This window comes from Pantoea sp. RCC30.1, from assembly GCF_058148845.1.
The window spans coordinates 14,283-36,349 of record NZ_JBXUHX010000005.1; the positions used below are offsets into that span (position 1 = coordinate 14,283).

19 protein-coding genes are annotated in these 22,067 nt (G+C 56.0%); 4 read left to right on the forward strand and 15 right to left on the reverse strand.

Annotated features, from left to right (window positions below; genetic code table 11):
* Positions 1–1,266: 1,266 nt before the first annotated feature.
* Positions 1,267–3,420 (reverse strand): ornithine decarboxylase, encoded by a 2,154-nt coding sequence (locus AC2LB6_RS06335; RefSeq protein WP_490092873.1) that lies wholly within the window; start codon positions 3,418–3,420, stop codon positions 1,267–1,269.
* A gap of 532 nt (positions 3,421–3,952) precedes the next feature.
* Here AC2LB6_RS06335 and acuI point away from each other — a divergent pair.
* Positions 3,953–4,936 (forward strand): acrylyl-CoA reductase (NADPH), encoded by a 984-nt coding sequence (acuI, locus tag AC2LB6_RS06340; RefSeq protein ID WP_490092874.1) that lies wholly within the window; start codon positions 3,953–3,955, stop codon positions 4,934–4,936.
* 31 nt (positions 4,937–4,967) lie between these two features.
* Here acuI and AC2LB6_RS06345 read toward each other — a convergent pair whose 3' ends face one another.
* From AC2LB6_RS06345 to AC2LB6_RS06370, 6 genes are all read right to left on the reverse strand, one after another.
* On the reverse strand, positions 4,968–5,462 hold the full coding sequence (locus AC2LB6_RS06345; RefSeq protein WP_490092875.1) for a CinA family protein: 495 nt from the start codon (positions 5,460–5,462) through the stop codon (positions 4,968–4,970).
* A 91-nt stretch (positions 5,463–5,553) separates the two neighbouring features.
* Entirely contained in the window at positions 5,554–6,330 is a 777-nt protein-coding gene (locus AC2LB6_RS06350) for a heme ABC transporter ATP-binding protein (protein WP_490092876.1), read from the reverse strand.
* A complete protein-coding gene (locus AC2LB6_RS06355; RefSeq protein WP_490092877.1) occupies positions 6,330–7,328 on the reverse strand; it encodes a FecCD family ABC transporter permease in 999 nt (332 codons plus the stop codon). Before AC2LB6_RS06355 ends, AC2LB6_RS06350 begins: the two co-directional genes overlap by 1 nt.
* Positions 7,321–8,142: a heme/hemin ABC transporter substrate-binding protein gene (locus AC2LB6_RS06360; RefSeq protein ID WP_490092878.1), complete on the reverse strand. Its 822-nt coding sequence runs from the start codon at positions 8,140–8,142 to the stop codon at positions 7,321–7,323. Before AC2LB6_RS06360 ends, AC2LB6_RS06355 begins: the two co-directional genes overlap by 8 nt.
* Entirely contained in the window at positions 8,139–9,170 is a 1,032-nt protein-coding gene (locus AC2LB6_RS06365) for a hemin-degrading factor (protein WP_490092879.1), read from the reverse strand. The genes AC2LB6_RS06360 and AC2LB6_RS06365 overlap by 4 nt, the downstream gene beginning before the upstream one ends.
* Positions 9,171–9,219: 49 nt before the next feature.
* Positions 9,220–11,592, reverse strand: coding sequence for a TonB-dependent receptor domain-containing protein (locus AC2LB6_RS06370; RefSeq protein ID WP_490092880.1), 2,373 nt, complete (start codon positions 11,590–11,592; stop codon positions 9,220–9,222).
* 241 nt (positions 11,593–11,833) lie between these two features.
* Here AC2LB6_RS06370 and AC2LB6_RS06375 point away from each other — a divergent pair, with 241 nt between their 5' ends.
* Complete coding sequence (locus tag AC2LB6_RS06375) at positions 11,834–12,130, forward strand: Rdx family protein (RefSeq protein WP_004571230.1); 297 nt, start codon at positions 11,834–11,836, stop codon at positions 12,128–12,130.
* Here AC2LB6_RS06375 and AC2LB6_RS06380 read toward each other — a convergent pair whose 3' ends face one another.
* From AC2LB6_RS06380 to AC2LB6_RS06415, 8 genes are all read right to left on the reverse strand, one after another.
* Positions 12,131–12,670 carry a PadR family transcriptional regulator gene (locus tag AC2LB6_RS06380; protein WP_490092881.1) on the reverse strand — a complete coding sequence of 180 codons (540 nt, stop codon included), beginning with the start codon at positions 12,668–12,670 and terminating at the stop codon, positions 12,131–12,133. It lies immediately after the preceding gene.
* Positions 12,671–12,742: 72 nt separating this feature from the next.
* Positions 12,743–13,525 (reverse strand): siderophore-interacting protein, encoded by a 783-nt coding sequence (locus AC2LB6_RS06385; protein WP_490092882.1) that lies wholly within the window; start codon positions 13,523–13,525, stop codon positions 12,743–12,745.
* A gap of 327 nt (positions 13,526–13,852) precedes the next feature.
* The gene (locus AC2LB6_RS06390; protein WP_004571233.1) at positions 13,853–14,047 is read right to left on the reverse strand and encodes a hypothetical protein; all 195 of its coding nucleotides are present in this window, start codon (positions 14,045–14,047) and stop codon (positions 13,853–13,855) included.
* Between the two features lie 208 nt (positions 14,048–14,255).
* A complete protein-coding gene (locus AC2LB6_RS06395) occupies positions 14,256–15,125 on the reverse strand; it encodes a helix-turn-helix domain-containing protein (RefSeq protein ID WP_490092883.1) in 870 nt (289 codons plus the stop codon).
* Positions 15,126–15,343: 218 nt separating this feature from the next.
* Positions 15,344–15,517 (reverse strand): DUF2474 domain-containing protein, encoded by a 174-nt coding sequence (locus AC2LB6_RS06400; RefSeq protein WP_490092884.1) that lies wholly within the window; start codon positions 15,515–15,517, stop codon positions 15,344–15,346.
* A gap of 1 nt (position 15,518) precedes the next feature.
* Complete coding sequence (gene cydB / locus AC2LB6_RS06405; protein ID WP_090965936.1) at positions 15,519–16,523, reverse strand: cytochrome d ubiquinol oxidase subunit II; 1,005 nt, start codon at positions 16,521–16,523, stop codon at positions 15,519–15,521.
* A 1-nt stretch (position 16,524) separates the two neighbouring features.
* Positions 16,525–17,937, reverse strand: a complete 1,413-nt coding sequence (locus AC2LB6_RS06410) for a cytochrome ubiquinol oxidase subunit I (protein ID WP_490092885.1) — start codon at positions 17,935–17,937, stop codon at positions 16,525–16,527.
* A gap of 779 nt (positions 17,938–18,716) precedes the next feature.
* Complete coding sequence (locus tag AC2LB6_RS06415; RefSeq protein ID WP_136196594.1) at positions 18,717–19,097, reverse strand: winged helix-turn-helix transcriptional regulator; 381 nt, start codon at positions 19,095–19,097, stop codon at positions 18,717–18,719.
* Between the two features lie 98 nt (positions 19,098–19,195).
* On the opposite strand from AC2LB6_RS06415, the gene AC2LB6_RS06420 reads away from it, so the two are divergent.
* Positions 19,196–20,053, forward strand: a complete 858-nt coding sequence (locus AC2LB6_RS06420) for an SDR family oxidoreductase (protein ID WP_490092886.1) — start codon at positions 19,196–19,198, stop codon at positions 20,051–20,053.
* 351 nt (positions 20,054–20,404) lie between these two features.
* Positions 20,405–22,063: an alpha,alpha-trehalase TreF gene (treF, locus tag AC2LB6_RS06425; protein ID WP_419140289.1), complete on the forward strand. Its 1,659-nt coding sequence runs from the start codon at positions 20,405–20,407 to the stop codon at positions 22,061–22,063.
* Positions 22,064–22,067: the final 4 nt, after the last annotated feature.

Below are 22,067 nucleotides of genomic sequence, written 5' to 3' on the forward strand. Positions count from 1 at the left end.
TTTCGTTCGCTTAGCAGCGGGTATGCACTGAGCGGGTTCCGCCCGCCAGGCGATCAGGAGTGAAGCGCCTGAAGCTGGGATTGTTCGCTGCGCGAACAGGCTATGAGAAGGTTTCGTTCGCTTAGCAGCGGGTATGCACTGAGCGGGTTCCGCCCGCCAGGCGATCAGGAGTGAAGCGCCTGAAGCTGAGATTGTTCGCTGCGCGAACGGGCTATGAGTAGGTTTCGTTCGCCTGGTAAGCCGGGCAGTTTCAGATTCGCCTCTGCAGGCGACCGACAAGGGGGCGCCAGTCGCCGCGCCCCCTTGACCCCGGGCTCCGGCCTGCTTCACCGCCGCTTCGCGGTTCCTTCGCTACTTCAGGGTTTCTCACGGACCGGCGGGACGCGCCATCCATGGCGCGAACCCGCCTCTTCGCGACATCCCTGTCGCTCGTCCTGAAATCCCTCATCCGCTCAGCGGTTCTGACGGCCTCCCCACCCCCCTCGCTGTTATCTTTTCTTTTTATGTTGGGCTCGCTGTCGCTGTGAGTTTGGGAATTGCCTCTGACTTTTGGCTCAGCAGACAGAATGGCATTCAACCCGCCCGCTGTTATCTCTGCTTTTTATGTTGAGTGCTTTATCGCTGTGGTTTTTTGGGATTGCCTCTGAATTTCGGCTCAGCAAACAGAATGGCATTCAAACCTACCCGCTGTTATCTCGTTTTCAGGTAACTAAGATTGTTGCGGTGAACTTCAGGAATTGAGACTGGCTTTCAGACCACCAGACAACTGTGCACCAAAGAAAACATAAAGAAATCACAGGCGGGGGTTTCCCAGAGGCGTCCGAAGCGCTGAGGAACAACCGCAGGCCAGGATGAGCCGACAGGACGTCGGCGAAAGGACGGCACGAGCCAGGGATGGCGAGTCCGGACGGTCCGTCGGCCGCAGGGCGTGACGAAGGCACCCCGCACCGCGGGACGCGGAGGCAGCCGGACGCCGGGATTATTAAGGGGCGGGCGTCCGCCCCTTAATACGTTCGCCTGCTCGGGCGATCTGAAACTCCCCATCGCCTGGCGGGCGGAACCCGCTCAGTGTTAGCCCGCGGCTAAGCGAACGAAGCCTTCTCACAGCCCGTTCGCGCAGCGAACCCAGGGCCTGCCGGTCGTAACCCACTCAGTGCATACCCGCTGCTAAGCGTACACCGCCGCCAGGCGAAACCCTCTCAGCGCCCGTTCGCGCAGCGAACAAAAAGGCCTGGCGGGCCGCTACCCGCCTCTGCCCCGCTCAGATCAGCGCCCCACTATCATATTAGCCACCAGATACTTCTGTCCCTGGTCATCCTCTTCGGTGTAAACGCCCTGCAGCTCCGGCGAGAAGCCGGGCAGCAGATTAAGCCCCTCTTCCAGTGCCAGGAAGTAACGCTGCACCGCGCCGCCCCAGACTTCTCCTGGCACGACGCACAGCACGCCCGGTGGATAAGGCAGCGCGCCTTCCGCAGCGACACGGCCTGCGGCCTCGGCGATGGGCACCAGCTCCACTTCGCCGCGAATATAAGCCTGATGCGCATCCTGCGGATTCACCCTGACCGGCGGGAACTCGGCTGCGCGGAACATCAGTCGCTGCAGATCTTTAACGTTGTGACTGACGTAAAGCTCGTGCATCTCCTGACAGAGGCGACGCAGGGTATAGCCGGCATAGCGTTGAGCATTTTTGCGATAAATTGTCGGCAGCACTTCGGCCAGCGGCGCATCCTCTTTAACGTGCTGCTCAAACTGCGCCAGCATCGCCACCAGATTCGCCATCTTCTCTGAGCTTTCAGCCGGAGTCAGCAGGAACAGGATCGAGTTGAGATCGCACTTCTCCGGCACGATGCCGTTCTCACGCAGGTAGTTCGCCAGGATGGTCGCCGGGATCCCGAAATCACTGTATTCACCGCTAGCCGCATCAATCCCCGGCGTAGTCAGCAGCAGCTTGCAGGGATCGACCCGATACTGGTCGCGCGCGTAACCCGCAAAGCCGTGCCATTTCGCCTGCGGTTCAAAGCTGAAGTAGCGCAGATCGCGGGCGATCGTCTCAGTAGGCGCATCCTGCCAGCGCTGACCTTCCACCGTCTCCGGAACAAACGGCAGGATCATTTCACAGCGATCGAGGATCGCTTTTCGTGCCTCAATGCCCAGCGTGACACATTCATCCCACATGCGACGCCCCGCTTCGCCCTGATGCATTCTGGCATTGATATCCAGCGCGGCAAACAATGGATAAAACGGGCTGGTTGAAGCGTGCAGCATAAAGGCATTATTCAGTCGCTTATGCGGGCAGAAGCGCCGCTGTCCGCGAATGTGGTTATCTTTTTTATGGATCTGCGAGGTTTGTGAAAAACCGGCCAGCTGCTTATGTACGGACTGCGTGACAAAGATGCCGGGATCGTTCTCATTCAGCTCCAGCGTCAGCGGCGAACAGCCTTCCATCAGCGGAATGAACTGCTCATAGCCGAGCCACGCGGAATCAAACAGGATGTAATCACACAGATGACCGATGCGATCCACTACCTGACGTGCGTTATAGACCGTACCGTCGTAGGTGCCCAGTTGGATGATCGCCAGGCGGAAAGGCCGCGCCTCTTCCGCCCGCTGCGGATCCACTACCGCGATTTGCTCACGCAGATAAGCCTCATCAAAGCAGTGCGCGTCAATACCGCCAATAAAGCCGAAGGGGTTGCGTGCCGCTTCAAGATAAACCGGGGTCGCACCCGCCTGAATCAATGCGCCGTGATGGTTTGACTTGTGATTGTTGCGGTCAAACAGCACCAGATCGCCACGGGTCAGCAGCGCATTGGTCACCACTTTATTGGCACTTGAGGTTCCGTTAAGCACAAAGTAGGTTTTATCGGCGTTAAACACCTTTGCTGCATACTTCTGCGCATCTTTGGCTGAGCCTTCGTGGATCAGCAGATCGCCCAGTTTGACGTCGGCGTTGCACATATCAGAGCGGAAAACATTCTCGCCGTAGAAGTCATAAAACTGTTTGCCAGCCGGATGCTTTTTAAAGAACGCGCCACCCTGATGTCCGGGACAGGCAAAGGTGCTGTTCTGCATATCGACATAGCGGGTCAGCGTCTCGAAGAAAGGTGGCAGCAGCTCAGCTTCATACGCCTGCGCAGCCGCTTCCAGCGCAATCCACTCCTGCGGCTCACCATTCAGCTCACCGCTGACGCCAGGCAGGTGCATCACCTCTTCTTCAAACGCATTCGCGACAAACACTGGCAGATTAAAGCCGGTGTGACGCAGCAGCGCCAGCACACCGCTGCGGGTATCCGCCAGCGAGACGACAACCGCCGCCACATCAGTAAAGTCGGTGTTATCCAGCGTCACTACGTCACGCGCGGTGTTCAGGGTCAGACTGGGCGCGACAGCGGCGCTGGCAGCAATTTTCAGTGGAGTCATAAAAGAATCCCTAACGTCAGGGAGGAAGTGCCTGAGGCACAATCATGGGGACGGCGCCCCGGCGAATAATTAACAGGAAGGCATTAAGCAGCCCGTGAAGAAAAGCCCCACAGCCGCGGCCTGGCTGGCCTCACCGCATGAGGAATAACGCAGAGTGCGGAAATGATGAAAACCCGGTGAGCGCCGGAAAAAGCGAACGGTAATCCGGGCGAGTGCGCGGTGAACCGGACATGGCGACGTCCTCTGTGGTGAAGCAGCAGGGTCAAAAAGTGGCGGTCATAATGTCATCTTTTTTAGGCATGAACAACCCGAACCAGGCAATTATTCAGTCATCACCCCTAATTGTAACAACATGATTTTTATAGCCTATTTATTATGAAAAATTCACAATTCGACTAATTATATGAAATATATGTAGATTTATGCAAATAACCTGGCCGCCGCCCTTACCCGGAAAAGCGGCCGTTACCCTACCGTATTACCGCAGCCAGGCGTAAACTGATCCCCTCTTTCCCACTCTGCCGGAGGCTGCATGTTCAAGGCACTGGTCATTGAAAATGACGAACAAGGTTACCGTTCCCTGCTGAAAGATCTCCCCGAATCCCAACTGCCCGACCATGATGTCACGCTCGACGTCAGCTACTCATCCCTGAACTACAAAGACGCCCTGGCTATCTGCAACAAAGGCCCGATTGTGCGCCAGTTCCCGATGGTGCCGGGTATCGATTTTGTGGGCCGGGTGACAGCCAGCCGCCATCCCGACTGGAAAGAGGATGATGTGGCCCTGCTGACAGGCTGGGGCGTGGGTGAAAAACAGTGGGGTGGCCTGGCGCAGAAAGCCAGCGTCAGCGGCGACTGGCTGGTGCGTGCGCCCGCCACGCTGAGTCCGCTGCAGACTATGGCCATTGGTACGGCGGGGCTGACCGCGATGCTCTGCGTGATGGCGCTGGAAAAACAGGGCATCACACCTGATCGCGGACCGGTGCTGGTGACCGGGGCCAGTGGCGGCGTCGGCAGCTATAGCGTCAGCCTGCTGGCGCGTCTGGGCTATGAGGTCATCGCGTCGAGCGGACGCGCCAGCGACCATGCATATCTGATCGAGACGCTGGGCGCGGCATCGGTCATTGACCGTGAAGAGCTCTCCCATCCTGGTAAGCCACTGGCAAAAGAGCGCTGGGCCGCTGCGATAGACAGCGTCGGCAGTCAGACTCTGGCGAATGTGCTTGCCGCTACTCAGCGTGACGGCGCGGTTGCCGCCTGCGGAATGGCGCAGGGACTCGATCTGCCAGCCAGCGTTGCACCCTTTATTCTGCGAGGCGTTACGCTGGCTGGTGTCGATAGCGTGATGTGTCCGAAGCCGCTTCGTGAGCAGGCGTGGCAGCGACTCGGTGAGCTAATGGATAGCGAACGGCTCAATAAGCTGAGCCGGGTCATTCCGCTGAGTGACGCCAGAGAAGGTGCGCAGGCATTGCTGGATGGCAAAGTACAGGGCCGCCTTATTGTCGACTGCCGCTAACGCTTTTAAAGGCGCGTGAATCGCGCCTTTATCAATCGGCTCGCTGCAGCCGTTTGATCAGCCCTTCCAGCGCGAACTGCGTGCCCTGCTCCATCACCGATTTCGGATCGCCGCTGAACTGGTGGCACTCCGCCTCGTCCCTGCCGTCGGGCAATATCCAGCCAAACCAGATAGTGCCTGCCGGTGTGCCATCCTCGCCGCCACCCGGCCCGGCATAGCCGGTGATTGATAGTCCTACCGGTTCACCAGAGCGGGCGCAGGCTCCCTGCACCATCTCCCTCGCCGTTTTCTCGCTCACCGCCGTGTGCTGTTTCAGCGTGTCTGGATGTACCCCCAGCAGACGCGTTTTGGCATTTTCGCTGTAGGTTACGAAGCCGCTGGTATAGAAGTCGCCGCTGTTTTCCACGGCGGCCAGCGTCATGCTGATCAGCCCGGCGGTACAGGATTCGGCGGTCGCCAGATGAAGTCCGGAGGAGAGTAAAATATTACCCAGTTGCTCAGCGGTTTGCTCTAATGATTTTGCCATTATGGTCTCCTTAAGGCTGTCGGGAACTCCAGGTATAGCGCAAAATCAGCGATTAAAAGCGCGCAAGGCAATGTTTTTAAAGCGAAACGGTCTAGATACGCAGCTGGATATGCGGCTGTCCACTCCCGGCATGCGCCACTACCTGTAGATCGGCCTGGTACCAGCGCGTCAGCGTCGCTTCCGTCATCACCGTCTGCGGCGAGCCTTGTGCCACCAGTCGGCCTGCGTGCAGCAGCAGTATGCGATCGGCCCACAATGAAGCCTGATTAAGGTCATGTAACACGGTACAGACTGTGAGATCGCCGGCCCGCGTCAGCTGGCGTAGTAAACGCAGGGTTTGCTGCTGCCAGAAGAGATCCAGCGCCGAGGTCGGCTCATCAAGAAACAGCCAGCCGCGTGGTCTTCCCTCCAGCCAGAGCTGTGCCAGCACCCGCGCCAGCTGCACCCGTTGTTGTTCACCGCCGGAGAGCTGGCGGTAATCGCGCTGCGCCAGCCCTTCACAACCGGTCAGCCGCATAACCTCAGCCACAATTTGCGTCGTCTGCGCTTCCGGCCAGGGCGCACGGCCCATCGCCACGACCGACTCCGCCGATTGTGCAAAGGTCAGGTTGTTCTGCTGGCGCATCACTGCCCGGCGTCGTGCCAGCTGCTCACGCGGCCATGCCGTCAGCCGTCGATCGCCCAGCCAGCACTCGCCCCGATCGGGCGACAGAAATCCCGTCAGCATCCGCAGTAGCGTCGATTTACCTGCGCCGTTGGGGCCAATCAGCGCCACCAGCTCTCCACCTGACAGCGTGACGTCGAGATTATCGATAACGGTTTTGTCGCCGTGCGCGAGACACAATCCCCTGGCCTGTAAAATGTTCATCACTCCAGCCCTCGCTGTTGACGCAGAATCAGCCAGAGAAACCACGGACCGCCAATCAGGCTGGTCAGTAGCCCGACCGGCATCTCGGCCGGAACCACCAGAGTGCGCGCCAGCGTATCGGCCAGCAGCAGCAGAATCGCCCCCGCCAGCGCTGAGCCGGGCAGCAGCCAGCGATGATCGCCGCCAAGGCAAAAACGCATCACGTGTGGCACCACCAGTCCGACGAAGCCGATCACGCCGCTGACCGAGACCGCTGTACCGACAAGCAGCGCGCTGAGGATCAGCAGTTGATGCTGAGTACGCTTCACATCAATCCCCATGTAGTGCGCATCCTCTTCGCCCGCCTGCAGCAGATTAAGGTGGCGGGCGCGAGTCTGTAGCAGCAACAAGGCTGGCAGAATCAGCAGCAGGCAAATCAGCAGTGCGGGCCACTGTGTCTGGCTGAGGCTTCCCATGCCCCACAGCGACAGCTGGCGCAGCTGCTGATCGTTGCTCAGCCATGACAGCACGCCTACCGCCGCACCGCACAACGCATTAATCGCAATACCGACCAGCAACAGCCGCGAAAGATTGCCGCGCGCCAGCCGACTGAAACTGAAGATCAGCAGTGTAACCAACAGACTGCCGATAAACGCGGCGATCATCGGTAGCCACAATGCCAGTGATGCCGGCAACGCCACCGGAATAATGATTGCCAGCGCCACCGCCAGTCCCGCCCCGCTGCTGATCCCCAGCAGACCGGGATCGGCCAGTGGGTTACGAAAAACACCCTGCATCACCGCGCCAGAGACTGCAAGCGCCATGCCCATCACCACCGCCAGCAGCACGCGCGGCAGGCGGATATCCAGCCAGATCTGCCAGATCAGATCGCTGAGCGGTGCCTGCCATAGCGCCCGCACTGAAAGCGACATCGCCCCCAGATTTGCCGCCAGCACCATCGCCACCAGCAGGAAGATCAGCATCAGCCCCAGGCTACGCAGCGCATTATCCTTAATCATGGTTCAGCGATTCCGCCGCCTGACGCAATTTCACGATGGCCCGCGGTGTATCAAGGCCAAACCCCAGCAGTGCCATGGTGTCGATCACCAGCAGACTATGCTGCTGCCCGGCAGGTGTCAGCATCAGACCCGGTAACTGCCACAACTGCGCTTCGCCGCCCAGAGTTTTCAGGCCATCCTCGCCTATTACCACCAGATCTGGCGCGGCGGCGATCACCCCTTCCTGCGACAGTGCCTGATAGTGCGGCACCGAGCCCATAGCATTCTCCAGCCCGGCGCTGCGAATGGCGCCATCGGCCGCAGTCTGATTTCCAGCCGCCATCGACTTCATGCCGCTGTTCGCCATGATGTAGAGCACTTTTACCGGCAGCGGTTGCTGCGGCAACTGGCGAATCTGCTGCGTCATTTGCCGCGCCAGTGCCTGAGCTTCGCTTTCACGCTGCAGCGCCTGACCCACAGTGATAATTTTCTGCGGGATCGCCTGCAGGCTGCTGTCGCCGCTGACCGTGACCACCCTGACGCCCGCGCGGGCAATCTGTTGCAGCACCAGCGACGGCTGCGCCTGCTCGCTGGCGATCACCAGCGTCGGTTTCAGTGCCAGAATGCCTTCGGCGTTGAGCTGGCGCATATAACCCACGTCCGGCAGTCGGGTGGCCTGCGCCGGACGCAGACTGGTGCTGTCGCGCGCCACTAGCTGCGACTGGGCATCCAGCGCATAGATAATCTGGGTGACGTCACCGCCAATCGACACCACCCGCTCCGCCGCCAGTGATGGCAGCGTCAGCAGCAGCCATAACAGCATCACTCTTTTCATGCTGCCGCTCCCGACGTGTGGAGTGCACCAATCTGCTCGCGCCAGCTTGACTGCTCTGGCATACCCTCCGTGCGCTGACCGTAGAGCTGGGCGATCTGTGTGCCGTCGGCGGCGAACAGTTCCAGGCTGGTAACAAAGCCATCGCCCGTTGGCTTGCGTGTTACCCAGCTTTCGCTGATCTGATCAGCCATCAGATGCAGCGTGAACTGGGGATTGAAGATGTTGAGCCAGTTTTCCACTGGCTGCAGCTTCTCTACCCTGCCGGTGAAAATCTGAGTACAGCCACGGTTGCCGACAAAAATCATAATTTCATTGCCCGCCTGCTGTGCCATCTGTAGCAGGCGCTCAAGCGCATCGTTACCGGTCTGCCTGGCGAGATCGTCACCCACCGCGCGAAACGCCTGCGGTCGTGACACCTGATGGCGCTTAAGCAACGCGAAAAATTGATGAACATCGGTCATGGCGCGCCATTCACGGTCGATGGCGGTGGCATCAATCGCCTTAGTCAGAGGAGCAGCGGCAACCGGCTCAACCACAAGCGGCGTCGCCGCGGCGTCGGTAAAGTCGGCGATCAGCGTCTGCCACGCTGCCATGTTGGTCTGCTCCGTGACGTAAACTTTCAGCACCGCATCGCCATGACGATCAAAGATCTGAATGCTGTGACGAACGCCCTGCCCGGTTGGCTCCTGCTGAGCAAAGGCGCTGCACCACTGACCGACGAACAGGCGCAGATCGAGCGCACGGGGATTAAGCACCAGGCCACCGCGTGCGCCAATCTGCACATTGTGGTATTCACCCAGATGTTCATGTACCGCATAAGCGTTACGCGTAATGTTTTTGGTTTCGCCGACTGCGCCCAATGCTTTCAGCAACGCCGGAAAATCGCGTTTCAGCGCCACGGCATCAACGCCGATGCGCGCTTCACACAATTCCGCTTCGCTGATGCCGATCAGCGCGGCCAGGTCGCGGGCATATTTCTTCGGCTGTTCACCTTTAAGGGCAAGATAGTGCTGATAAATCGGGTTCATGATTCAGGCTCTCTTAGTAATGCCCTGCATCAGCGCAGGGCGACGGCTATCAAAAATCGACGTTAACACCTAACTGGAAAGTACGGCCCGGCATCACGGCCAGTGCCTGATCGTTGCGCTCCTGCTGAGTGGCGCTGGTCAGTTCACGGCTGCTGAGGTAATCCCAGTATTTGCGATCGGTTATGTTGTAAAGCCCGCCACTCAGCCTGACGTTATGCGCGACGCGCCAGTAAGCAGTCATATCCACCATGCCATAACCCGGTACCCGCATGTAATCGGTGCTGGAGTCGGCAAGGCTGCTGCCGTTGTTAGCGAAGCTTTCGCGGTTAGTCGCGCTGGCTTGCTTACCTTTGACAAAGGTAGCGGTAATGGCGGCACCGTAACCACGCGCCTCATCATCCCAGGCGAGTCCGACAATCGCTTTCATCGGGGCAACACTTTCCAGGTCGATGTAGCGGTCACCAAGGTAGCTCGACTTTGCCGCACCCTGCGTGTAACCAAACGCCAGATTGGCGCTCAGACCCTCGACCTCACTGAACCAGCTGCCGAAGTTCACTTTACTGCTGATTTCCGCCCCGTAGATGTAGGCTTTATCGCGGTTCTCCGCCTGATAGGTGGTGTAAATGTTGGCGGGTACATTGACGAACTGATCCGGATTAGCCGCCCGGCTGTAACGGGTAAAGGCTATAAAGTTTTTATAGTCGTTATAAAAAGCGGCAGCGTTAAGCGTGACGCCTTTTGTCACCTCTCCTTTTACACCCCACTCGTAGTTGTTGCTGGTTTCGGTTTTCAGGTCAGCGTTACCAATCAGCGCATACTGCGCGGTGCCGGCATAGCTGGAACCAAGGTTCCATGATCCATAGAGCTGGGTATCGTTGGGGAACTGCGCGCCACGGGTATATTGCAGATAAGTCATCAGCTTCGGTGTCAGATCGTACTGGAAGGCGATCGACGGTAATATCTGGGTGTCACTGTTTGGCGATCCGTAGAGCGCTGAAACTTCGCTGGCGTCAAGCACGCTACTGTTCGTGGTCAGCGTCGCCACATCACGTGGTCGGGTGTTCTGATAGGCCACGCGCGCGCCCGGCACGATAGCCGCCCGATGTCCGTCAGCATCGAAGCTGATAGTATCCTGCAGATAACCGCCCACGCTGTAGCTGCGGCTGTTAGCCTGCGGCTGCATAATCGCAGTAAAAGTACTGGCTGGCGGTGACTGACGGAAAGGTCGCTCAGTATCCACCAGGCGCGCATTCAGCCCGGCACTCAGTTCATGTCGCCCGACGCTTTTAAGTGCTCGGGTGTCAAAACCGTAGCTGTCGCTGTTGTAGTCGGAATAGACGGTTTGCCTGGCGGTGGCACTCGACGGCATTAGGGTGTTGTCATGCGCCTGGGTCTGCTGCCAGTAAACGCGGGTTGTCAGGCTGTCGATCAGGTCATTGTAAGGGGTGTACTCATCCGCCAGACTGATGCCCCAGCGGCGGGTGTCACTCTGCTGCTGTGCCGTTCCCCAGACTGTATTGCCTGAAGTGCTCCAGCTGTCGTAATGGCTGTGGTGGGTTTTGTGATAATAATCGACCGTCGCGCTGAGCTTGTGAGCATCATTGGGCTGCCAGATGCCGGAAGTCATAAAGGCATCGGAGTGCCAGTTGGCCGGATAAGCATCGAGCGTATCGCTGTTGTTACGGGTCTGCTGTCCGTCACGACGGCTGTAGACAAAAATGCCACTCAGCGTGTCATCGCCTGCTGCTGCAGTCATGCCGTTGTGCCAGCTGCGGCTGGCGGAGTCGTAGTCGCTTTGATAACCGAAAAAGGTCGGCTTGCCGGGGTGCAGATAGTCGTCCGGGGATTTGTTACGGAACGAGACGTTGCCGCCAATTGAGGTGTTCGGCTGATCCACTGCTGTGGCGCCCTTCTCAATCTCAATACGACCAAACATATAAGGATCGATGTAATCGCGGCCAATGCCAAAGCTGTCGAGACCAGCGCGTCCTACATAGCTGCGGCCAGTGGCCTGCGGCAACGGAATGCCGTCCACATCCAGACCGACGCGGTTGCTCTCGAGGCCTCGAATGTTGTAGCCGGTATAACCAGCCCGATCAAAACCGCTCTTACCGGCTGATGAACCGCCACTGGTACCGGTGGCACTGATCAGCGGTTCATAGCGCATGATCGATCCAAAGTCAGTGGCACCACGCTGTTGCAGATCGCTGGCAGAGAGCGAGGTTTTACTGCCTGCCGTTTTTTTAATTTCCGGCGCCGTCACCGTCATTACCTGTTCGGTATTGCTGCCATAGCTGTCGGAAAAGGCTAGCGTGGCAGATTCACTGCCCGCAGCATAAGTGCAGGTGGTATTGATGAAGGTGGCGAGCAACGCCAGTTGAGTCAGACGCGGTTGCGTCAATCTCCGAAAACGTGGTGACATAGGCGCGAATTACCTGATTAATTGTTAGTATTCGCTCACTTGCTTGCTGGCAACAGTAAAACGGCTCCGCATAAAAGCCGTGAAAAGTCAGAACATCATGCTGGTATAGTAATTATCGCCCGAAATTTAATGCAACTGATAATCATTATCAATCTTATTTACATTTAGATATAAACCACAGCGCACAAATTGTTAACCCGAATGCACTGGCATTTATCAACACGTAAAGGAATCAAGAGTTATGGCGCAAAAACCTGTGGTTGTTATTCACTACTGTATGCAATGCAACTGGCTGATGCGGTCAGCGTGGATGGCACAGGAACTTCTACATACTTTCGCTGAAGATCTGGCGGAAGTAACCCTTAAACCAGGCACCGGCGGTATCTTTGAAATTACGCTGGATGAGCATCTGCTGTGGGAACGCAAGCGTGATGGTGGCTTCCCTGATGCGACCACGCTGAAACAGCGCGTGCGCGACATCTGTTTCCCGGATCGTACCCTGGGCCACATCGACAAAAACAAAGCTGAAATCAGCTGATTAACTGTGAGTGATTTTTTCAGCCGCGTCGTGCAGCGCCTTAATCAGTGTCTGCAGCGCGGCTTCTGAGATATCTTCCTGCGCCAGCCGCCGGTTCAGCGCGACCTTCAGCCCATAAATCGCCTGCTCTACAGCAGGAATGCTGCGGTTATTGACCAGAATCGCCAGCGAAGAGAGCCGCGTGATCAGGCTGGAGACCGTTTCCAGGTTCTCTGCCAGCTGCGCCTCTCCCGTTGCGGTCAGACGGTAGGCTTTACGCGCTGTCTGCGCATCCACCACCTCAATCGCCTCCATCTCTTCAAGCAGCGTCAGATTGGGGTAGATGATCCCCGGACTAGGCGAATACTCTCCCTTCGACAGCACCTCAACCGACTTAATCAGTTCATAGCCGTGCGCCGCATTCTGCGCCAGGAAATGGAGCATCAGCAGGCGGATCTCACTTGCTTCCAGCATCTTTTCGCGTCGTTTGCGTCGTCCGCCGCACCCGCCTGCGCGCGTACTCTGATCGTCAGATGATGTGGAATTCGGATGCTGTTTCATGGCCTGCCCTGCGGGAAAAAAGTCGGATTGATGGTAGTCCGCCGTCTGGCAAAACTCAATTGCCAGAGCCGCTTACTTCTGGTGCCAGTAGGCCACCGCCCGCACAAAATCACTGTTGAGGCCGCGCTGCACCGTAAAGTAGTCAGACAGCGCTTTCACAAACTCACCTTCGCCGGTCAGCCAGATAAAGTAATCTTCCGCCGGGAGTGTGAGCTGATCCAGCTGGTCAATCAGCTGGCTGAGCTGCGCTTTCTGCATCTGACCGCTGCCCAGCCAGTTTGTCGTTACGCCAGTCGTATCCGATAAATAGTCGCGGCCCGTCACTTCTTCGGTAAAGGCATAGAGATGCAGCGACTGGGCACTTGCGTCACGCTGACGACGCGCAAACGCTGGCAGCCCGGTTTCATCACAGACGTAAAGCTGGAATGCATAATCGGTCGGCACCACCAGCGAACCGCGTGGCCCACCGATAATTAATTTATCGCCCACCTGAGCCTGCGTTGCCCAGTCACTCGCCACGCCCTGCTGGTGAATATAGAAATCCAGGGTCAGTGAAGAGACACCATCGAATTCCAGCGGCGTGTAGTCGCGCGCCAGCGGACGCAAACCTTCGGGCCAGACAATGCCCGCGTCAGTCATCTGCGGCAGAGCCAGTGTTTCACCTTCAGCGGAAGGGAAAAATACCTTGATGTGGTCATCAAAGCCTGGCGATGTAAAGCCCGCCAGATCGCTGCCGCTGAACCGGATACGCCAGAATTTACCGGCAATGTTAGTTTTACTGGCGACCTGAATATGACGGAAACGCAGTTCATTACGGACGCGCTGGGGTAAACGCTGATTAGCTGATGCAGTCAAAATATCTCTCCTCAATCAGGAGCTGTGCCCGTGATTCAGGGGCATGCTCACTGTCATGAAACTTTAATGGAATAACAATCATTCTCATCTCAAGCCGGGAGATTAGCTATGATATATCTTGAGTACAAGAACGAAAAATGCGATCGGGCAGATTAAGATATATTTTATAGAGATGCAGGCGTGCGTATCGCAGGCGTGAAGCGACCCTGACAAGCGTTAAGAGAGAGGTATTTGCGGGTTTAGTAAGGCAGGCAGATAAGGTTAAGGCTGGCCGGCTCCCGACGAGCCGGTCATGTTGCGCCACCGGGTCTGGCAGCGTATCAGCACTTACAGCGTGTCGTTGAATCCGGAGAGGGAAGCGTTACTGCTGGTGTGTTCCGGCAGCTCACCGTCACCCAGAATTTCATGCTGAGAAGCCTGAGAGTGGGGATGCAGTCCGGCAGGCGGTGAGAAAGGCTCAGCCTGCTGCGCCATTGCCATAACAGGCAATGCCAGAATCAGTGAAATCATTAAGCGTCGCATAGTTGTCTTCGTTTGTCGTTTTGGCCGGAAAAGGCCTGAAATGCAGATGAATGTTCCAGCCCCATCACGGATGCACGGTGATTCAGGTATGACAGGGTTTCGGGAGAGGATTTTACGCCAGACGGGCGAGTTAGTTTATAGAATCGTGCGGTTTGTCACAGTTTACCGCACGAATTATGCATTTGAGCCACGTGCCCTGTCCTGCTGGCTACGCCTGCATCACCGGAATAGAAAATACGCCGCTCAGCCAGTCGTGCTTACACTGTGCAAAATCGAGACGCAGCAGATCTTTGCCCGGACGGCGGGAAACACCCAGCGCTGGCAGATGCTGATAGTAGATATCCTCGATAAAACGCGTCAGCTGCTCCGGTCTGCCGCTCCAGCGAATCGACGCATAGAGGCCCGGCACTTCACTCCAGTTGTCGGTGTGGTCACTCAGCAGACCGGCATATTGCGGCTCCAGCGCCTGAAACAGGCTGATATTCTGCTGGTCAGCCGAACTATGGCCGGGGCCATACTGAAAGCCTAACCAGCCCTGCGCAACATGGCTGCCCGCCAGGGCGACAAGTTGCTGCGCCTGATCAGCCACCCGGTGATCGTGGTCGGCAATGTAATCACCGAACTTACACTCCCACTCCTGCGTCTCTCCTCGCAGATGCAGCTCTTCTTCGCGTTCCACCAGCGTTGCGCGCTCTGCCAGCGACCGCACCAGAATGCGTCCATGGAAATTTTTCACCGGCAAATGGGGAATACGCCGAAACGCGCCTGGCGTCAGCGCAAAGTGGCCTTTGAATACCCGGGTAAAGTTTTGCTGGTTATCAAAACCAAATCGCACGGCGATATCGATCAGCGTCATGCGCGTCAGACGCAGCGCCATGGCCGCCATCGTCAGACGCCGTTTGCGGGTATACGCCGCCAGCGTCTGTCCGGTCATCTCCTTGAACATGCGCTGCATGTGCCATTTCGAATAACCTGATTTTAGGGTGATTTGATCGATATTGAGATCGTCGGTGAGATTGGCTTCTATCCACTCGACCAGATCGTTAATGTGCTGTTTTTTAATGGCCTGACTGAGCATGATAGCGATTTACGACGCGGGTTAGGACTGGGATTTTCGTCACAAAAGGATAACAAAAATCGCGAATCGGTGTAAGGAAAGGGTAAGGCGCACGCGCCTTTTCGGGGCAATACCGCATTAATTGCTTAGGTTACTAACTAAAAAAGGCTGACCAACGTCAGCCTTCTGATTATTGATAAAAACTGCGTCGGATAACCGTGAGACGTGGCCTGCGACAATTAATGACTGCGCATTCCGGCCGCTGTCATCATCATGCGGAACAGCGAGGCGACGACGCCCAGTGCCAACACGCTGGCGGCATAGATAAACACCAGCCACATCAAACGCTTCCACCACGGCGCTTTCGTCTCTTCATGGTGATTGTGGTCTTTCATGCTGCTGAGGCTTTTCATATCAATGATATCCTTCATCTGCTTTGATTTTTCCACGGAACACGTAGTAGCTCCAGAAGGTGTAACCCAGGATCATCGGGATAATCAGCAGGCTACCTACCAGCATAAACGCCTGGCTCTGCGGCGGCGACGCGGCATCCCAGATGGTCACGGATGGCGGAATAATGTTTGGCCATACACTGATGCCCAGACCGGAGAAGCCCAGGAAGACCAGCGCCAGCGTCAACAAGAACGGTGAATAGTGCGCCTCGCGCTTAATGGCGCGCACAATACCCCACGAACAGAGCAACACCAGCACCGGAACCGGCAGGAACAGGAACAGATTTGGCTTGCTGAACCAGCGATGCGCGATATCTGCATGCGCAAACGGTGTCCACAGGCTAACGATGCCGATAATCACTAACAGCGCGATCACCAGCGGCGTCGCCAGCGCAGACATCTTTCGGTGCAGCTCGTTCTCGGTCTTCATGATGAGCCAGGTGCAGCCCAGCAGCGCATACGCCACAACCAGACCTACGCCGCAGAACAGCGGGAACGGTGCCAGCCAGTCCAGTGCGGAACCGGCGAAACGACGTCCCTCAACCGGAATGCCATCCAGGAACGCCCCGACCGCGACACCCTGACTGAAGGTGGCGATAACGGACCCGGCAATAAATGATTTGTCCCAGAATGCCCGATGGCCTTCAACCGCCTTGAAGCGGAACTCAAAGGCGACACCACGGAAAATCAGGCCAATCAGCATAGCGGTCAGCGGAATCGACAGCGCATCGGTAATCACTGCATAGGCCAGCGGGAATGCGCCGAACAGGCCTGCGCCACCCAGAACCAGCCAGGTTTCATTACCATCCCAGACCGGCGCAACGGTGTTCACCATCATGTCACGCTCGCCGGCATCTTTGTTGAACGGGAACAGCAGACCAATACCCAGGTCAAAACCATCCATCACGATATACATCAGGGTTGCAAAGACGATAATCACAAACCAGATAACGGAATAATCGATCATCTTAGTGGTCTCCATCCTTAAAGGTGGCAGCGGAAAGCGGACGCGCTGGCGTTTTCTTCTGACCCGGTCCACCCTCTTCGGTGATATGACCTTCGCCAGTAACCGGTCCCTGCTTAATCAAACGCATCATGTAGTGATATCCCACACCGAACACCGAGCTGTAGACCAGAATAAAGGCCAGCAGGCTGATGCTCATGTGCATATCGCCATGTGCCGAGACCGCATCAATGGTGCGCTGCACGCCATACACCACCCAAGGCTGACGACCGATTTCAGTGGTAAACCAGCCCGCCAGTATCGCAATCAGACCCGATGGCCCCATCAACAGCGCAAACCACAGGAAAGGACGCGACTCATAGAGACGGCCTTTGAAACGCAGCCACAGGCTGACCACGCCCAGCGTAATCATCAGCAGGCCCAGCGCCACCATCACGCGGAACGACCAGAAGATCACCGTGGAATTAGGCCGGTCCTCTTTCGGGAACGACTTCAGCGCCGGAACCTGCTTGTCCAGGCTGTGCGTCAGAATCAGGCTGCCGAGGTAAGGCACTTCCAGTGCATATTTGGTGCGCTCCTGCTCCATATCAGGAATACCGAACAGGATAAGCGGTGTGGCTTCACCCGGCGGGTTTTCCCAGTGGCCTTCAATCGCCGCGATTTTAGCAGGCTGGTGTTCCAGCGTATTCAGACCATGCGCATCACCAATCATCGCCTGAATCGGTGCAACGATTAACGCCATCCACAGCGCCATGGAGAACATCTTGCGAATAGCAGGATTGTTATTACCTTTCAGCAGATGCCAGGCCGCCGACGATCCCACAAAGAAAGCACTCGCCAGGAACGCCGCTACGGACATATGGAACAAGCGATAAGGGAAAGAGGGGTTAAAGACGATTTTGAACCAGTCCTGCGGAACCACGATACCATTCTGAATGATGTAGCCCTGAGGCGTATGCATCCAGCTGTTAGAGGCAAGGATCCAGAAGGTCGAAATCAGCGTACCCAGGGCAACCATGCAGGTGGCAAAGAAGTGCAGACCCGGACCTACGCGATTCCAGCCAAACAGCATCACGCCCAGGAAGCCCGCTTCCAGAAAGAACGCTGTCAGCACTTCATAGGTCAGCAAGGGGCCGGTGATACTGCCCGCAAACGCCGAGAAGCCGCTCCAGTTAGTCCCGAACTGATAAGCCATGACCAGTCCTGATACCACACCCATGCCGAAGTTAACGGCAAAGATTTTTGACCAGAAATGGTAGAGATCGCGATAGGTGTGATCGCGGGTTTTGAGCCACATACCTTCGAGCACGGCCAGAAAACTGGCGAGACCGATGGTGATGGCGGGAAAGATAATATGGAAGGAAACAGTAAATGCGAACTGAATCCTGGCCAGATGAAAGGCATCTAATCCGAACATTGCTTACCTCTTTGCCACATAGAACACCATGTATTTACTTATAATTAACAACTTAAGCCTGATGCGCCTGATTCTCTGCGCTTATTGAAATTCCCGCCGCAAATTTAAAACTATTCGCGGTGAGGAAATAGAAACAGTGGGGTTAATGAAAACTATAACAGTCTTTATTGATTCTGATCATTGTTTTTAACGGTAATTATTTATTTAAAAATAAGGGCTAAAGGTTAATCAGAGCGTATTTATGTGTCGTTAATGTTACGGTATTTTGTACTTTAAAAATCGATCGCGCTAAAGCGAAACCTGTCTGGAAATTGCTTTCAACAGGCTGTTTTCAGACACTATTTTGTTATAAACCCTGATTGAGTAAAGGTCAAATTTTAGAGCTTACAATTTAAATAGCCTTATTTTTTAAGAGGTTAAAAGAGTAAATAGTTACCTCTACCGCTTTGTTTGCTTTTTTGCTTATGCCTGGCTAATGCAGCTATAACTTCTGACAGAAAAAACGCAGAACGGCGCTTTTAAGTGCACTCAGAGATGTTAATAAAATGAGTCAAAAAGAAGATATTAATTAACAGCGCGCTGCGGGCAGTCGATTATTCCGGGCCAGAGGTTCATAAAACGATTTAATAACCAGCAACCATGCAAAAAGACCGACTGGATTATTTGCGCTGCCGTTACGTTATCGCGGTTCTGGAGAGTCAGATCACAGAAAAGCGGAAAAGAACATTTCCGGAAAGGGTAGCGATGCCGTCACCGTCTGACGGCTGACACGGGGGAATTTACTCTGCGGCGGATTTTTCGCGCTGTGCCAGAATCCGGCTCAGGTTCAGCTCCAGCCAGTCAGCCAGCCCCACAACCTGTTCACCGACTTCGCGCCCGAGTGGAGTCAGACGATATTCCACGTGCGGCGGCACCACATCGTAGGCGATACGCTGCACAAAACCATCTTCTTCCAGGTAACGGAGATTCTGCGCCAGCATCCGTTCGCTGACGCCACCGACCGTCCGGCGCAACGCACTGAAGCGCAGCGTCTGGTCCTGCAGGGCCAACAGAATTAATACGCTCCAGCGGCTGGTCACGCGTTTCAGCACGTCACGCGACGGGCAGTTGACGTTAAGCAATTCGCCACGACTAAATTTTTCACTGAGCTTTTCAGACACTTAATTTACCCACCTCAAACTAACAATTCTGTAAGTACTTACTAAAAATTAGTTTATACCCTAGTCTGAATTTCACCAACAGCCACAGGAGTTATCCCATGATTGCAGTAACAGGTGCTACCGGCCAACTGGGCCGAATCGTTATCGATGCATTACTGAAAAAAGTGCCGGCGGGAGAAATCGTCGCCGCTGTGCGTACGCCAGCCAAAGCGGCCGATCTTGCGGCGCTGGGCGTCATTGTCCGCCAGGCCGATTATGGCCAGCCAGAGACGCTGGAGGCCGCTTTTGCAGGCGTGGATAAGCTGCTACTGATCTCCGGTAGTGAAGTGGGCCAGCGTGAAGCGCAGCATAAAGCCGTCATTGAGGCTGCTCGTGCTGCGGGCGTGGGCTTTATCGCCTACACCAGCCTGCTGCATGCGGATACCTCGCCGCTGGGCCTGGGCATTGAACACCGCGCAACAGAAGCGCTGCTGAAAGCCTCTGGTATCCCGTTCGCCCTGCTGCGTAACGGCTGGTACAGCGAGAACTACGCAGCGAGCATCCCACCGGCGCTGGCGCATCATGCGTTTATTGGCGCAGCAGGTGAAGGTCGTATCGCCTCGGCAGCGCGTCAGGATTATGCTGAAGCGGCGGCAGAAGTGATGACCCGAGAGGATCAGGCGGGCAAAGTGTATGAACTGGCAGGCGATGACAGCTACACGCTGGCGCAATTTGCTGCGGAGATTGCCGCCCAGAGCGGTGAGAAGGTCGATTACGTCAATCTCTCTCAGAGTGAGTTTGCGGCGGCGCTGAAAAATGCAGGCCTGCCAGAGGGCCTGGCGGAAATGCTGGCGGATTCCGATGCCGGTGCAGAGAAAGGCGGTTTGTTCGATGATTCTCGTCAGCTTAGCCAGCTCATCGGTCGTCCCACTACCACCTGGCAGGCGGTGATTCGCGCGGCACTGGCGAACCGTTAATTCTGTCATTCATGAGCGGGCCATCGGGTCCGCTCACTTCACTCTCCTGCCCGAATTCCCGTTGGGTATGCCACTTTCTGCACTCTTTGCGGCTGCGGTTTCTTTTACAAAATGTGAATAAACGCCAGTTTTCTTCAGGTTAAATTTTTTTATTCAGGTCGCTAAGAGATTCATCTGAAATGCGTTTTTTGTGAATAGCGCCATATTTGGTTGAATTGTCTGGAATTTATTCAAAAACCTCGATTAATCGATAATATTTATTACGTTCATTGATATTCTGCATTGTTGTTCCGCAGGATGAGAGGTCTATAATTTGTCCTTTGTGCAACCACGACCGCTCAGGAGGCCGTTATTAATACCCATCGCCAGCAACAAAATGCACCTGAAGAGGTTCGTGCCGGGGCGGAAGTTGAGTATCAATACGATCCCCATGAACTGAAGCTGGATCGCATGCAGGATTCTGAACCGGAGCCGGAGTTGATTGAAGGCTTACCGGCGCCGGATGCGTTGACCCCTGCCGATCGTTATCTGGAACTGTTTGAACATGTTCAGATGTCGCGCATTTTCGAGGACAGCAAAACCTTTCCCGACTGTTCGCCCAAGTACGATCCGCTGGATGTGCTGATGCGCTATCGTCGACAGAAACGCAGCAGTGATTTTGACCTGTCGCGTTTTGTTGCCGATCACTTTTATCTGCCTGGCGTAAACGAAAGCTTTTATGTCTCTAACCCGGATAAAACGCTCAATGAGCATATCGATGACCTGTGGCCGGTTCTGACCAAAATGCCGCAGCAGCATATGCCACACTCATCGCTGCTGCCGTTACCCAAACCTTATGTGGTGCCGGGCGGACGTTTTGGCGAAACCTATTACTGGGATTCTTACTTCACCATGCTCGGCCTGGCAGAATCGGGCCGCGATGATCTGCTGCGTCACATGGCAGATAACTTTGCCTGGCTGATCGATAACTACGGTCATGTGCCAAACGGCAACCGTACCTATTATCTCAGCCGCTCGCAGCCGCCGGTGTTTGCCCTGATGGTTGAGCTGTTCGAAGAAGATGGCGTGCGCGGTGCTAAGCGTTATCAGGAACAGCTGATGAAGGAGTATCAGTTCTGGATGGACGGTGCCGGTTCTCTGATGCCAAATCAAGCCTATCGTCACGTTGTGCGGATGCCAAACGGCTCACTGTTGAACCGCTACTGGGATGACAGGGATACGCCGCGCGATGAGTCGTGGATCGAAGATGTGGAAACCGCCCGCGAATCTAAACGTCCGGCCAGCGAAGTGTATCGTGACCTGCGTGCCGGAGCGGAATCGGGTTGGGATTACTCCTCGCGCTGGCTGCGCAACCCAAAACGGCTGTCGAGCATCCGTACCACACAGTTTATTCCTATTGATTTGAACTCGTTCCTGTACAAGCTGGAGCTGATGATCGCCACCCTGTCGCACGCGAAAGGTGAAGAGCTGACCGCACTGGCCTGGCAGAAAAAAGCGGAAGCGCGCAAGCGTGCGATTACCCGTTATCTTTGGGACAGCACCGCGGGTGTGTTCCGCGACTACGACTGGCGTCGTGAGCGTTTTGGTGCCTTTACCGTGGCTTCGGTGGTTCCGCTGTTTGTAGGCCTTGCGACGCCGCATCAGGCGCACCTGCAGGCGATCTCGTTGCGTCATCTGCTGCTGAGCAACGGCGGTCTGCTGACCTCCATGGTCGAAAGCGGTGAGCAATGGGATCGACCTAACGGCTGGGCACCGATGCAGTGGATGGCTATTGTTGGCCTGAATAACTACGGTGAAGAGACGCTGGCAACGGAAGTGGCGGTGAACTGGCTCAATACGGTCAGTAACTTCTATCAGTTGCACCACAAGCTGGTCGAGAAGTATGACATCAGCGGCGATCGCGCCCGTCCCGGTGGCGGCGGTGAATATCCATTACAGGATGGTTTCGGCTGGACTAACGGTGTTACCCGCAAGCTGATGACGATGTATGGGCATTTAATGGCTGACTGAGTAT